This is a genomic window from Cryobacterium zongtaii (assembly GCF_002909375.1).
Taxonomy (GTDB): domain Bacteria; phylum Actinomycetota; class Actinomycetes; order Actinomycetales; family Microbacteriaceae; genus Cryobacterium; species Cryobacterium zongtaii.
This window is the reverse complement of record NZ_PPXD01000004.1, coordinates 1-13,627: the sequence shown is the minus strand read 5'-3', so window position 1 is coordinate 13,627 and position 13,627 is coordinate 1. Positions and strand designations below refer to the sequence as shown.

8 protein-coding genes are annotated in these 13,627 nt (G+C 68.4%); 4 read left to right on the top strand and 4 right to left on the bottom strand.

All coding sequences use genetic code 11. The features are described from left to right. The first annotated feature begins 47 nt into the window (after positions 1-47). The 3 genes from C3B61_RS01950 (at position 48) to pip (ending at position 3,003) form a co-directional block, all read left to right on the top strand. Positions 48-1,010 (top strand): ABC transporter ATP-binding protein, encoded by a 963-nt coding sequence (locus C3B61_RS01950; RefSeq protein WP_103459356.1) that lies wholly within the window; start codon positions 48-50, stop codon positions 1,008-1,010. Further along, entirely contained in the window at positions 1,007-1,834 is an 828-nt protein-coding gene (locus C3B61_RS01945) for an ABC transporter permease subunit (protein ID WP_103430281.1), read from the top strand. Before C3B61_RS01950 ends, C3B61_RS01945 begins: the two co-directional genes overlap by 4 nt. Positions 1,835-2,046: 212 nt before the next feature. Then, positions 2,047-3,003 carry a prolyl aminopeptidase gene (gene pip / locus C3B61_RS01940; protein WP_103459355.1) on the top strand — a complete coding sequence of 319 codons (957 nt, stop codon included), beginning with the start codon at positions 2,047-2,049 and terminating at the stop codon, positions 3,001-3,003. 21 nt (positions 3,004-3,024) lie between these two features. Here the strand turns inward: pip and C3B61_RS01935 are convergent, their stop codons facing one another. The 4 genes from C3B61_RS01935 to C3B61_RS01920 all read right to left on the bottom strand — a co-directional run bounded on the left by C3B61_RS01935 (position 3,025) and on the right by C3B61_RS01920 (position 8,845). After that, on the bottom strand, positions 3,025-3,975 hold the full coding sequence (locus C3B61_RS01935; protein ID WP_103459354.1) for a glycosyltransferase family protein: 951 nt from the start codon (positions 3,973-3,975) through the stop codon (positions 3,025-3,027). Between the two features lie 24 nt (positions 3,976-3,999). Continuing rightward, on the bottom strand, positions 4,000-5,262 hold the full coding sequence (locus C3B61_RS01930; RefSeq protein ID WP_103459353.1) for a DUF1972 domain-containing protein: 1,263 nt from the start codon (positions 5,260-5,262) through the stop codon (positions 4,000-4,002). Between the two features lies 1 nt (position 5,263). Then, positions 5,264-6,823 carry a sugar transferase gene (locus C3B61_RS01925; RefSeq protein ID WP_103459352.1) on the bottom strand — a complete coding sequence of 520 codons (1,560 nt, stop codon included), beginning with the start codon at positions 6,821-6,823 and terminating at the stop codon, positions 5,264-5,266. A 333-nt stretch (positions 6,824-7,156) separates the two neighbouring features. Beyond that, a complete protein-coding gene (locus C3B61_RS01920; protein ID WP_103459351.1) occupies positions 7,157-8,845 on the bottom strand; it encodes an FAD-dependent oxidoreductase in 1,689 nt (562 codons plus the stop codon). Between the two features lie 288 nt (positions 8,846-9,133). Here C3B61_RS01920 and C3B61_RS01915 point away from each other — a divergent pair. Next, the coding region (locus C3B61_RS01915) for a DUF4082 domain-containing protein (protein ID WP_133160210.1) at positions 9,134-13,627 on the top strand (4,494 nt) is incomplete at its 3' end.

Genomic DNA, 13,627 nt, shown 5'->3' with positions numbered 1-13,627 from the left:
GTCGACGCGGCATGCGTTCCGTCCCCGCCGACGGGAAGAGGAACCGGATGATTCAGGCACAGTCCCTGACCAAACGCTACGGAAGCAAGACCGCGGTCGACGCCGTCGACTTCACGGTGCAGCCCGGCCGGGTGACGGGGTTCCTGGGCCCGAACGGGGCAGGCAAGTCCACCACCATGCGTATGATCGTGGGCCTGGACCGGCCCAGCCACGGCTCGGTCACCGTCAACGGCAAACAGTACCGCGAGCACAAGGCGCCCCTGCGCGAAGTGGGGGTGCTGCTTGACGCCAAGGCCATCCACACCGGCCGCAGCGCCTACAACCACCTGCTCGCCATGGCCGCGACACACTCCATCCCGGCCAGCCGGGTCAAGCAGGTCATCGAACTCACCGGACTCGACTCCGTCGCCCGCAAGCGCGTCGGCGGTTTCTCGCTCGGCATGGGCCAGCGCCTCGGCATCGCCGCGGCGCTGCTCGGCGACCCGGCCACGCTGATCCTCGATGAACCCGTCAACGGGCTCGACCCCGAGGGCGTGCAGTGGGTGCGCCATCTGGTGCGCCACCTCGCCGCCGAGGGCCGCACAGTCCTGCTCTCCTCCCACCTGATGAGCGAGATGGCCGTCACCGCGGACCACCTCATCGTGCTCGGCCGCGGCAAGGTCATCGCGGATGCCCCGGTGGCCGAACTGATCGGCGCCGCCACGCGCAAGGTCGTGCGGGTACGCACCCCGTACGCGCCGGAGCTCGCCGCCCTCTTCCAGAGCGCCGACATCACCGTCACCCGCACCGAGGCCGACCTTCTCGAGATCGTCGGCATCACCGCCGCCGACATCGGCAACCAGGCGGCCCGTGCCGGCATTGCCCTGCACGAGCTGACGCCGATCAGCGCGTCGCTCGAGGAGGCCTACATGTCCCTCACCCAGAACGACGTGGAGTACCGCACCGGCGGCACCTCCGATGACCCCGCCGCCGAATACTCGGCCGCCGACCTTACGGAGAGTGTCCGATGACCACGATCGCCCCGGCCCCCGTCCGTGCCTTCGTCCCTTCCGGACCCGGCCTCAGTTTCGGTGGTGAACTGCGCTCGGAGTGGATCAAGCTCCGCACGGTGCGCTCCACCATCTGGTCGTACGCCACCGTCATCGTGATCTCGCTCGGCCTGGCCGCTCTCATGTCGGCCTCCATCGACCTCGCCGGCCGAGAGATCCCCGCCGTCGAACAGGCCACCTTCCTCGCCCAGCCCGCCACCTTCGGCGTCTTCTTTGGTCAACTCGTCGTGGCGGTTCTCGGAGTGCTCGCGATCAGCGGCGAATACAGCACGGGCATGATCCGGTCCAGCATCACCGCCGTTCCCCGGCGGCTGCCGGTGTTGGCGGCCAAGGCCGTGGTGCTCTTCGTCTGCACCTTCGTGGTCGGCCTGATCAGCACCATCGGGTCCTACCTGGTGGCCGCGATGTTCCTCGCCGGTAAGGGCGTCACTGCCAGCCTGGCTGACTCCGACCTGCTGCTCCCGTTGCTCGGTGGGGCGCTGTACCTTGCGTTGGTCGCCGTCTTCGCCCTGGGCATCGGCGCCATGCTGCGCAGCAGCGCCGGCGGCATTGCCGCTTCCCTAGGCATCCTGCTGCTGCTGCCGATCGTGCTGTCGATGATTCCGGCCCAGTGGCTGGCGGACTTGCTCCCGTACCTGATCTCCAACGCCGGCCTCGCCAGCTTCGGGCTCAACGGCTTCACCAGCGCCTCTTTTGAGACCTGGCAGAACATCCTCATCGTGGTGGGCTGGGTGGTCGTCTCGCTGGCCGGCGCCGCGGTGCTGCTCAAACGCCGGGACGCCTGACCTCCTCCCCGCGGTGGCCCGTGCAACCCGCGGCGGCCCGTGCCAGCTGCGGCGGCCCGTGATCTAACACGGGCCGCCGCACGTACGGCGGGCCGCGGCGCGCACCACGGGCCGCGAGACGTCCGCGGCGGCGGCGCGGTGGTCCCGGGCGATGGCGCGCCGGGCGGATGCGCCACCGGCCGGGACGGAGGCCCGGGCCGTAGGCTCGAGGTATGAGAGAGTTCTACCCCGAGATCGAACCGTACGACACCGGCATGCTCGAGGTCGGTGACGGCCACACCCTCTACTACGAGGTGTCCGGAAACCCGAATGGCAAGCCGGCCGTCTACTTGCACGGCGGGCCGGGCGGCGCGTCCAGCGCCACCCAGCGGCGGGTGTTCGACCCTGAGAGGTACCGCATCGTGCTGTTCGACCAGCGCGGCTGCGGCCGCAGCACCCCGCACGCCAGTGCGCCGGATGCCGACCTGACAGCCAACACCACCTGGCACCTGGTCGCCGACATCGAGCGTCTCCGCGAGCACCTCGACATCGACCGGTGGCTGGTCTGCGGCGGTTCCTGGGGCAGTTCCCTGGGGCTCGCCTACGCTGAAACACACCCAGAGAAGGTCACCGAACTCGTTCTGCGCGGCATCTTCACCCTGCGCCCGATCGAGCTGGACTGGTTCTACGAGGGGGGAGCCGCGGCCATTTACCCCGATCTGTGGGAGGGTTTCATCGCGCCGGTACCCGTCGACGAACGGGGACGGCTCATCGAGGCGTACAGCCGCCTGCTGCACGACCCCGATCAGTCAACCCGTGAACGCGCCGGTGTGGCCTGGTCCACTTGGGAGTCCTCCACCATCACCCTGCTGCAACAGCCGGAGACCATCGAGCGGTTCACCGAGCCGGCCTTCGCCGTGGCGTTCGCCCGCATCGAGAACCACTACTTCATGAACAAGGGCTGGTTCGAACCCGAGCAGCTGCTCCGTGACGCCGCCAAGCTCAAGGACATTCCCGGAGTCATCGTGCAGGGCCGCTACGACATGTGCACGCCGGCGTTCACCGCCTGGGCGTTGCATCAGGCCTGGCCGGAGGCCGACTTCCAGATGATCCCGGATGCCGGCCATTCCTTCGAGGAGCCCGGCATCCGCGCCGCTTTGCTCGACGCCACCGACCGCTTCGCGAACTAGCCTGCGGGGTCAGGATCGGCATCACCCGGCGGCCGTCTGTTCTGCGTGCACACGGCGACCGCCGGTACCGTGCGTGTCAGCGCCGATAGTCCGGAGCGCCGTCCCGGCACCGGCGGCGGTGCCACGCACGGCGGCGACCAGTAGCGCGCCCGGCCGACCCGTCCGGGAGCGGTGCCTCCCGTTGCGCAGCACGCTGACGGCGTACCCCGGGCTGGCTAGGAGCCACTGCACGATGTGACGCCGGCCGAGGTGACGCGCGGCGAATGTCAGCCGGCTGCGGCAGGCGGAGTAGACGTCCAGCGGCGACACCACTCCGGCGACCGGGAACGAACGGGTGCTCCGCACCGCGGTGACGTCGCTGTGCACCGCGAGGCAGCCGCCGGCGGCCACGCAACGCCAGGACAGATCGACGTCCTCCCACGAGCGGAAATGGCCCTCGTCGCATCCGTCCAGCCAATCCCAGAGGGAGGCGTGGATCATCAGGCACGCCCCGCTGAGCCAGCCTCCTGGCGCGGAACTATCCGCATCATCGGCCATCAGCGCGCGGCCACGACGGATGTCCACAGTGCCGCCGCCGAACCACAAGGAGCCATCCGTGCCGACGATGCGAGGGCTCAGGATGCGCTGGGGTTCCGCTGAGCAGCCCTGGGCCAGCGTGAGCATCCCCGGTTCGTCGATGCGCACGTCGGGGCTCAGTATCAACAGGCGATCGCAGCCGTGCGATCGAAGCAGCCGCACCCCGGCGTTGACCGCCGCTCCGAAGCCGAGGTCGATTCCCGGCGCGATCAGCGTCCAGCCTTCGCGAGCGCACAACACCGTCGTCGCTTCGCGGGTGGCGAGTCCGCTGAAATTATCGACGACGACGACCCGTCCGGTGCGCGCGCGCCGCCCGATTCCGACCAGATTGAGCTCGAGAAGATCGGGTTCGCCGTGGTTGACGACAACGATCCCCAGCTCAGCGGGCAGCGGCACCCGGACTCCGGTCCGCCGACATGGTCACAGAGCGCCTCGCGCCGCGGTGGACGGCGGCCGCGCGCCGGTGCGTCCTCTTCGGGGAGAGCGACCGGTGCGTCCCGGGCTTTTGCCCTGGGTGCTGTATCCGGAGACGAGGCGACGGGCGAGATCTTCGTAGCCGTCGGTGACGTGGCCCCAGTTGTACAGGGCGGCGGCGCGACGCTGCAGAGCCTCACTGACCTCCTGGGTGTGGTGGGGATTCAGCTCGGCGTCCTCGATCAGGGCCGCGAGAGTCCCGGCGTCCCGGAAATACGCTCCATACACGCCGAGCACGTCGCGGTTGAACCTGACATCCCAGGCGATTGCGGCGGTCCTGGCTCCCATCGCGCGCAGGAGTGACGGGTTCGTTCCCCCGACGGAATGGCCGTGCAGATAGCTGACCGAGTGGGCGTACAGCTGGTCGAGCTGGTCCTGGTCCCACAGCCTGCCGAGCAATCGCACCCGCGGGTCGTGGGCCAGGGCGGTGATTTTGCGCGCGTATGCGCCTGGATGAGGGGCGGAACCCACGACTACCAAGGGGAGAGCGGCACTGCTGCGCCGGTAGCCGTCGATGATCACGTCAACGTGGTTCTCGGGTTCGAAGCGGGCCACAACGAGGTGATAACCATGGGGCCGCAGGCCCAATTCGGCCAGCCGCGTCGCCGGGGAATTCTGTAGGAGGTGTGTCCCGTAGCCGATGAGCTCCGTGGGGATGGCGAACTCCGCGTGGTAATAGTCGACGATGCCGGGCGCGTCGGCGATGAGGGCGTCTGCCCATCGCACCGCCTGTTGCTCGGCCCAGCGGTAGTAGCGGCGGGCAGTCCCGCCCCACTTGTCCCGCTTCCACTCGAGGCCGTCGACATGCACGGTGGTCGGGATGCCGCGTCTGCGCAGGAACGGCACGAATGGTGCGTTCGCCGAGTTGAAGACGAACGCGGCGTCCGGGCGCGACCCGGTGGCGGCGTGTGCCACCGAGAAAGCGGTGTGGCTGAGCGGTCCGAATGCGCCCAGACGCAGTGCCGGCAGATGCACGAGACGCATTCCCAGGTAGACGGTGGCCGGGGGGAGGTGGCCGGGCGCCGAGTTGCGGGAGCGGCAGTAGACCGTCACGGCGTGCCCACGATCGACCAGTCGGCGGCCGACCTCCTCCACCGCCGTTTCGAATCCACCGAACGCGGCCGGCACGCCTCGGGTGCCGATCATCGCGATCCGGAGCGCCCCCACGTTGGAGGGGGTGACCGGATCGGTGTGGCCGGGATCCGCCATGTCAGTAGGCCCCCAGGGGGCGGATGACGATCTTCACGGTTCGCCAGATGATCATCAGGTCGCCGGCCAGTGACCAGTTCTCGACGTAATAGAGGTCGAGGCGAACGCTTTCCTCCCAGCTGAGGTTGGAGCGCCCGTTGACCTGCCACATGCCGGTGAGACCGGGCTTGATGTACAAACGCCGGTGCATGTGCGACTCGTAGTTCTCGACCTCGGCGGGCAACGGCGGGCGCGGCCCGACGAGGCTCATCTGGCCGACCACGATGTTCCATAGCTGGGGCAATTCGTCGAGGGAGTACTTGCGCAGGACCCGGCCCACCCGGGTGATCCGCGGGTCGCTGCGGATCTTGAAAAGCACCCCGGCGCCCTCGTTCTTGTCGAGCAACCCGGCCAGATCGTCTTCGGCCGTTCGCACCATCGAACGAATTTTGATCATGTGGAAGGTGCGACCGTTGCGCCCGACTCGCTCCTGCCGGAACAAGACGGGTCCAGGGCTGTCCAGCTTGACCAGGACGCCGATCACGACGAGCAGTGGGCTGATCACCAGGAGCGCGGTGGCGCCGAGGGTGATGTCCAGAGCGCGCTTGAGCACGTGCTTGGCGCCGTCGTACTGGGGGATCTCGACGTGGATGAGGGGAAGGCCCTCGACCGGGCGGAAGTGGATGCGGGGACCGGCGACGTCGGTCAACCGGCTCGACAGCACGAGCTCGGCCGAGGTCTTCTCGAGGTCCCAGCCCAGGTTGCGGATGAAGGTGTTTCCCAGGCTCGGATGCCCGGCCACGATCACGGCATCGACCCCCAACGACTGCGCCGCGGCGGCGACGTGAGCGAAATCGGACACCACGGGAACCCGGTGCCCGGCCGACGTGACGCTGGTCGTGTTCTCGTCCTCCAGCGCCGCCCCCACCACGTGATAGGCGGCGCCCGACTTGTCGTTGATCTGCCGCACGACGTATTCGATGTCGTCCCGGCCGCCGACGACGATGGCCCGGGCGAGGTAGTGACCGAACTTTCTTTGGTGGATGAGCCACTTGCGCCAGAGCCACCGCTCCAGGACCAGGGCCGCGACCCCGAGTGGCAGGGCGAAGACGAAGTACGCACGGGCGGTGTTGACCTGCAACAGCAGGAAGGCGATGGCGAGAAGACCGAAGGCCAGCGCACTGGCGTTGATGACGAGCTTGTACTCGGTGGCTCCCACCGCGACGACCCGCGGCGCCCTGGTGCGGAAGGTGGACAGCGTGACGATCCAGGTTCCGATCACCAGTCCGATGACCGCCCAAGCCGACAGCGGGATCGGGGTCGTGTCCGCGATCGGGGTGCCCAACGCGAACCGCGCCAGGAAGGCGGCGGTGACGGCGGCGACGATCACCGCGGCGTCCGTGAGCTGGAGCTTGGTGCGGTACTGGCGTGCCCACGCCGCACCGGACAGGCCGCTGGCGGCGGCGGCCGTGGCCTGAACGTCAGGGACCGGGACCGTCGCGGGCCTGACCAGGCGTAACGGAGCGCGGTATCCGCCGGGGATCGCTTCGGTCAGCGGAGAACCCGGCTTGGGCGCGCTCATGTGTGACCGAAGCTTCCGGCCGCAGACCAGGCGTGCCCGGGGCCGGCTCGCCGGGCCGGGTTCGGGGGTTGAGGTTTTCGGGGTCGACGGATCGGTCGACACGTCAAGGACGTATTCACGGAGATTCCCCTGCAGTTCGGGTTTACAGGTTCGTACGGGAAGTGAAACGGGTACTGGGTGACGGAAATGTCGGATGGCGCAGGTGTCACGTTGTGACGGGTGTCGCAGATGGTCTCGTGAGTGAGCTGATATATCCTCAGCAACTCACGAGCTGACCATACCCTGCAATCAGATTTCGGCGCTGTGACCTGAAAGGGGGTCAGGTTGCAACGGCTACGCGGCTTCGACCGGCCGAGGCGGGGCATCGGCAGCCGGCGCAGCCAACTCCTCGGAGAGGTGCCGCGCCAGTCTCACCGCCAGGCACACCGCAAGAAACGTCGGGTTGGCTTCGCCGGCGGTCCTGAAGACGCTGCTGGAGGCGATGAAAAGATCGGCCATGCCGTGCACCTTGCAGTCGCTGTCGACCACACCGTCGCCTGGATCGGCGCTCATGCGGGTCGTGCCGATGTGATGGAATCCATCCGTTGCCTGAGCGAGCACCGAGGACACCCTCTGGTCCTCGGCGTCGAGGTAGACCACCCGACCGCGTCCGGATGCTCGCAGCTGCTCGTCCAGGTACTGGTGCGCCGCGAGCACCGAGTCGAGGTCCTGCACCGCGTACCTGAAATCGATGTCCAGGCCCGGCTGGCCGTCGGCGCCCGTCGTCCCGTTGAGCCGGATCCTGGAATCCGGATTGGGCGTCTGCTCGGCGTGGAAGTGCAACGCGTAGCTGCCCCCGGCGTTCCGCAGCAGGAAGCCGGGTTTTCGAACCGGTGAGAGGTAGCGCTTGCGGAGGATCGTTGTCACGTCGGCCGCGGCGCGAAACGGCCGCTTCGCGATGTTCAGCAGATGAGGTGCGTACCGGCGCGGGCGCGGCCCGATGTGGCGCAGGCGGATGCCCTCAGCCAGGATCCGCCGGCCCACCGGGGCCAGGGAGAGGGCGAGGAAGACCAGCGAGAGAGTCGCGTTGCGGTGCCCTTCCTCGTAGAACGGCGGGTTGTCGGCGTAGAAGCTGGTGTTCAATAGGTGTCTCTCGCGCTGGGTGCGCTCGGAGAACGTGAAGCGCCTACGGACGTAGGCATTGTGGTCGTCGAGGCTGAAATCGAGGTCGCGGATGTCCGCCGCGTCGGTGAGCTGGATGTTCGCGATGCTTCCCGTGAGATGACCCATGTAGTAGCGGCCCAGCGGTCCGTCGGCGCCACCGAAGTGGGAGGGCAGCCGGCGCTGCACGGTCAAGAGCAGTCGGGTGGTTTCCAGTCCTCCGCAGGCCAGGACGTACGTCGCGGCGCGTATCGCGAAGGTCTGGCTCTGGTGGAGCACCTGGAGGTGGGTGACGCCGGCGCCGTCAGGGTTGATGATGATGTCGGTGACGGTCGCTTCGCACAGCACCGAGATGCCGGGATGCGCGGCAACCCTGGAGCCCAGCCGGGCCGCCAGTTTGGGCTGTCGTGCCCAGCGTTCCAATTGCGAAAGGCTGACCTCTCCCAGGCCGGCCCAGTCCGCGGCGGCGCTCCGGAAGGTCGGTGCTCCGCAATCCAGGTAGGCCGCGGCGGCCGCTTCCGAAGGCAGCACGTCGGCTTGGCTCAGGGGCCAGCCGCTTCCGTCGACGTAGTCGCGGGTTTCGAAGTCGATCGCCTCGAAGCGCACACACCGGCCGCCCCACAACCAGGACGATCCGCCGAGCCCGCGTCGGGTTGCCTGTTCGATGGGTGCGTGCGTGGCGGGATCGAGCACATGCACCGGAGGACGTGCCGCCCGGGCCGCGGCATCCTCTTTGGCGGCTTGGGTCCCGGCGTCCAGGACGAGAACCCGGAGCCCGGCGTTCGCGGCCTCAAGGGCGAGGGAGAGACCGACGGGTCCCGCTCCGACGACGCAGCAGTCATAGATTTCGGTGGGGGTGGGCGGTTCTGTGGTTATCGACATCGATACCAGCCTTCGGGACGGTTGGGGCGAGGCCCTCAGACAGGGGTCAGCCGTAGCGACAGAGCCCGAGCGCGGGCGCAGGCGAGTGAGCGATGCTCTCAGGCGGGTGAGATCGTTGCACCGATCCCGACGGTGCGCATCCCCGGCGAGCGGATTCGAACACCCCCCTTCGGGGGCGAGCGGGCCTATGGCCCCCGTGGCACTCTGTGCGGTGTGAGCGATACTCAGCTGTCACGCTGACTGCCGCCCGATCTCCCGTTCTTTCGCACAGGCAATCAGAGGAGCACCGTGTCTGAACGTTTGCCCGCCGTCGACGGCCGAGCCAGAACCTCCACGTTCTTCCAGACGTTCGGTTCCCTCGCCGCCAAGGCTCTGGCGACGGTCATCGTTGTCGTGAGCGGACTGTTGATCCCGCTCGGGGCGCTGCCGGCGAATGCGGCCGGATGCGGAACGGCGCCCAACCCCATCGTGTGCGAGAACGCCCTTCCGGGGACCGCCGCGTCGGTGTGGGACATCAGCGGAGCCGGTGATCCGTCCATCCAAGGGTTCTCCACAGACATCAGCACCAACGTCGGCGGCACCGTAGGGTTCAAGATCGACACCAACGCCCGGGCGTACACGATTGCGATCTACCGCACCGGCTGGTATCAGGGCAACGGCGCCCGGAAGATCGCCGACGTCACACCGGCCGCGGCGCTCCCACAGAGCCAACCCCAGTGCATCACCGAGGCCGCGACCGAGTTCTACGACTGCGGCAACTGGGCCCTGTCGGCATCCTGGCCGGTGCCCGCCGACGCGGTCTCCGGTGTGTACATCGCGCTGCTGACCCGTACCGACACCGGTGGCCAAAGCCACATCACCTTCGTCGTGAGGGACCAGGCCAGCACGTCGCAGGTCTTGTTCCAGACCTCCGATCCCACCTGGCAGGCCTACAACACCTACGGCGGCTCCGACTTCTACCAGGGCGCCGATAACGGCCGCGCCTACAAGGTCAGCTACAACCGGCCCGTCGCGACCCGTGGGGGGATCGACGGTCGCGACTTCTATTTCAGCAACGAGTATCCGGCAGTCAGGTTCCTGGAGAAGAACGGTTATGACGTCTCCTACTTCAGCGGCGTCGACACCGATCGTTTCGGGGCCAGCCTGAAGAACCACGAAGTCTTCCTCTCCGTCGGCCACGACGAGTACTGGTCAGGAGCCCAGCGCAAGAACGTGGAGGCCGCACGAGACGCCGGTGTGAACCTGCAGTTCCTGTCCGGCAACGAGGTGTACTGGCGGACCCGGTACGAGCCGTCCGCCGACAGCAGCGCAACGGCCTACCGCACCCTGGTGTCCTACAAGGAGACCTGGAGCCAGCGGAAGATCGACCCCTCCGCCGAGTGGACCGGTACCTGGCGTGACCCCCGGTTTGCGTCCTCGGCCAACGGTGGGGGCCTCCCCGAGAACGGGCTGACCGGCACGCAATACCAGTCCAACTACTCTGACCTGCCTGTCACGGTCTCGGCCGCTGAGGGCAAGACACGCCTGTGGCGGAACACCGGTTTGTCCAGCCTCGCGGCGGGAACCTCCGCGGCCTTGGCCCCGCACACCGTCGGCTACGAATCAAACGAAGACATCGACAACGGCTTCCGACCGGCCGGTCTGATCAGGCTGTCGACGACCACGGGATCGGTGCCGGAATACCTCACTGACTTCGGCAACACCGTCAGGCAAGGCAGCACGACGCACCATGTCACCCTCTACAAGGCACCGAGCGGGGCCCTCGTGTTCTCGGCCGGCAGCGTGCAGTGGACGTGGGGGCTCGACCGGGAGCACGACGGCCCCGGCGCACCGGCAGACGTGCGGATGCAACAGGCACAGGTGAACCTGCTGGCCGATATGGGTGCCACCCCCGCCACGTTGGCGGCCGGCCTGGTAGCCACGACAGCGAGCACCGATACCACCGCACCCTCTGTCACCGTCACCTCTCCCGCGGCAGGAACCTCCGTGCCCAACGGCGCCAGCACCACGATCAGTGGAACGGCCACCGACTCCGGCGGGGTCGTCGCCGGCGTCGAGGTCTCCACTGACGGCGGAAACAGCTGGAGCGCGGCGACCGGCACCTCGAACTGGTCGTACACCTACGTTCAACACGGCGTCGCCACCCAGAGCATCCGAATCCGGGCGATCGACGACAGCGCCAACTATCCGACCACGCCCACCACACTCGCCGTGACCGTCACCGGGCCGCACTCTGTCTTCGGAGCCCAGGCTCCGGCCAAGCCCGACTCGCAGGACCCCAGCGCGGTCGAGCTGGGCCTTCGGGTGACACCGACGGAGAACGGAACGATCGACGGCATCCGGTTCTACAAGAGCACAGCCAACACCGGAACCCACACCGGATCGCTGTGGAGCTCCACCGGCACCCGCCTGGCGACCGCGACCTTCACGAACGAAACCGCGTCCGGATGGCAGACCGCCACCTTCGCCACCCCGGTAACCGTCACCGCTGGAACGACCTACGTTGCCTCGTACTGGGCGCCGAGGGGCCGGTATTCAGCTGACGACGACCCCTGGGCCTACCGGGGAGTCACCCGTGCGCCCCTTGCCGTCGCGGGCGGCTTCGGCGCCCAACCGGCCAGCGTCTACAACACCAACGGCGACTTCCCGACCGACATCTACGGTCAGAGCAACTACTACGTCGATGCTGTGTTCACCCGGTCGGGCAACACCGCCCCCTCGGCGACGGCCCAGTCCCCTGGACCGGGTTCCTCCAGCGTCGCCCTCAACACGGCCATCAGCGCCACGATTTCCACAGAGGTCGTCGCCTCCTCCGTCGCCTTCACGGTGCGTAACGCGCAGGGCGCGGCCGTCGCAGGCAGCACGAGCTACACAGCCGCCACCCGCGTCGCCACCTTCACGCCGACCAGTGCGCTCGCCGAGGCCACCACGTATACCGTGACCTTGGCGGCCAGGGACGCCGCGGGGGCCGCGCTCAGCTCGGGCGGCACGTGGTCGTTCACCACTGTGCAAGCTGCCCCGGGCAGCGGATGCCCGTGCAGCCTGTACGACGACAGCACCACGCCCAGCGTGGTGACCGTCGCGGACAACCAGGCGGTGACCCTGGGCGTGCGCTTCTCCGCCCAGACCGCCGGACAGATCACCGGGATCAAGTTCTACAAGGGGCCCGGCAACACGGGTAGCCACACCGGCACACTGTGGGCCTCCGACGGAACCGTCCTCGCCTCGGGAACCTTCACCGCCGAGAGCACCTCCGGTTGGCAGACCCTGGTCTTCGCGTCGCCGGTCAGTATCCAGGCGGCCACGGAGTATGTCGCCGGCTATCGCACCACGGTCGGCCAATACTCCGCGACACCGGGCGGGTATTCCGCCGCGTACACGCGGGGTCCGCTCAGCGCGGGCGTCAACGCGGGCACCTTCAGCTACGCGGCCGGTTTCCCCACCAACCAAACCTCCACCGACTACCTCGTCGACGTGGTCTTCACCGGAGGAGGCGCGGCGGCCGTCGCGGTGTCCTCGACGACTCCCGCCGCCGGCGCAACCGGTGTCGCGGCGACCGCGACGGTGTCCGCGACCCTGACGGCCGCGCCCGCGTCCGGCACACCCTCCCTCTCCGTATCCGACGAGACCGGCGCGGTTGCCGGTGCGTCGACTTACAACGCCTCCACTCGGGTCGTCACGTTCACCCCGGTGGCGGCGCTTCCGGCGGGCACGGCGCATTCCGCGGTCGTCTCCCTCGCCGGCGCCGCCCTCCCCGGTGGGTCCTGGTCGTTCACCACGGCCGCAGCACCCGGCACCGGCACCTCGTACAGCCTGCTCGGCAACCTCACCCCGGCGGAGGCCGCGTCACCCGACGACACCTCGCCGGTTGAACTGGGAATGTCCTTCAGCTCGGCCGAATCGGGCTCTGTCACGGCGATCCGGTTCTACAAGGGGTCGGCGAACACGGGCACCCACACCGGGTCGCTCTGGTCGTCCACCGGCCAACGGCTGGCGACGGTGACCTTCACCAACGAGACGGCGTCAGGCTGGCAGACCGCGCAGCTGGCGACACCCGTGGTCTTGACCGCCGGTCAGACCTACGTGGTGTCCTACTTCGCACCCAACGGCCGCTACGCCTCCACGACAAACTTCTTCTCCACCCCGCGCACCGTCGGTCCCCTCACGGCCGGCACGGCAAACAACGGCCGATACCTCTATGCCTCGGCCGGAGGCTTCCCGGAGAGCACCTGGCAAGCCGCGAACTACTTCGTCGACGTGGTCTTCTCCACCTCCACGACGACTCCTCCGGCGGCGGTGACGGTGTCGTCGACCACCCCGGCGGCGGGTGCGACGAATGTCGCGGTGTCCGGTGCGGTGTCGGCGACCCTGTCGGCTGCTCCGGCTTCGGGCACTCCGACGTTGGCCCTGTCCAGCGCCGCGGGTCCGGTGGCGGGCACGTCCGCCTACAACGCGACGACCAGGGTGGTGACGTTCACCCCGGCTGCGGCCTTGGCAGCATCAACGTCGTACTCCGCGGCGGTGACGCTGGCGGGGGCCGCGGTGTCCGGCGGGGCGTGGTCGTTCACCACGGCGGCCGCTCCGGCGGCGGTGACGGTGTCGTCGACCACCCCGGCGGCGGGTGCGACGAATGTTGCGGTGTCTGGTGCGGTGTCGGCGACTCTGTCGGCTGCTCCGGCTTCGGGCACTCCGACGTTGGCTCTGTCCAGGGCCGGTACCTCGGTGGCGGGCACGTCTGCTTATAACGCGACGACCAGGGTGGTGACGTTCACCCCGGCTGCA

Excerpts from the sequence above, each read along its gene's own strand:
- C3B61_RS01950 (WP_103459356.1), top strand. The coding sequence starts at position 48 with ATGATTCAGGCACAGTCCCTGACCAAACGCTACGGAAGCAAGACCGCG.
- C3B61_RS01945 (WP_103430281.1), top strand. The coding sequence starts at position 1,007 with ATGACCACGATCGCCCCGGCCCCCGTCCGTGCCTTCGTCCCTTCCGGA.
- pip (WP_103459355.1), top strand. The coding sequence starts at position 2,047 with ATGAGAGAGTTCTACCCCGAGATCGAACCGTACGACACCGGCATGCTC.
- C3B61_RS01930 (WP_103459353.1), bottom strand. The coding sequence starts at position 5,262 with ATGGCGGATCCCGGCCACACCGATCCGGTCACCCCCTCCAACGTGGGG.
- C3B61_RS01925 (WP_103459352.1), bottom strand. The coding sequence starts at position 6,823 with ATGAGCGCGCCCAAGCCGGGTTCTCCGCTGACCGAAGCGATCCCCGGC.
- C3B61_RS01920 (WP_103459351.1), bottom strand. The coding sequence starts at position 8,845 with ATGTCGATAACCACAGAACCGCCCACCCCCACCGAAATCTATGACTGC.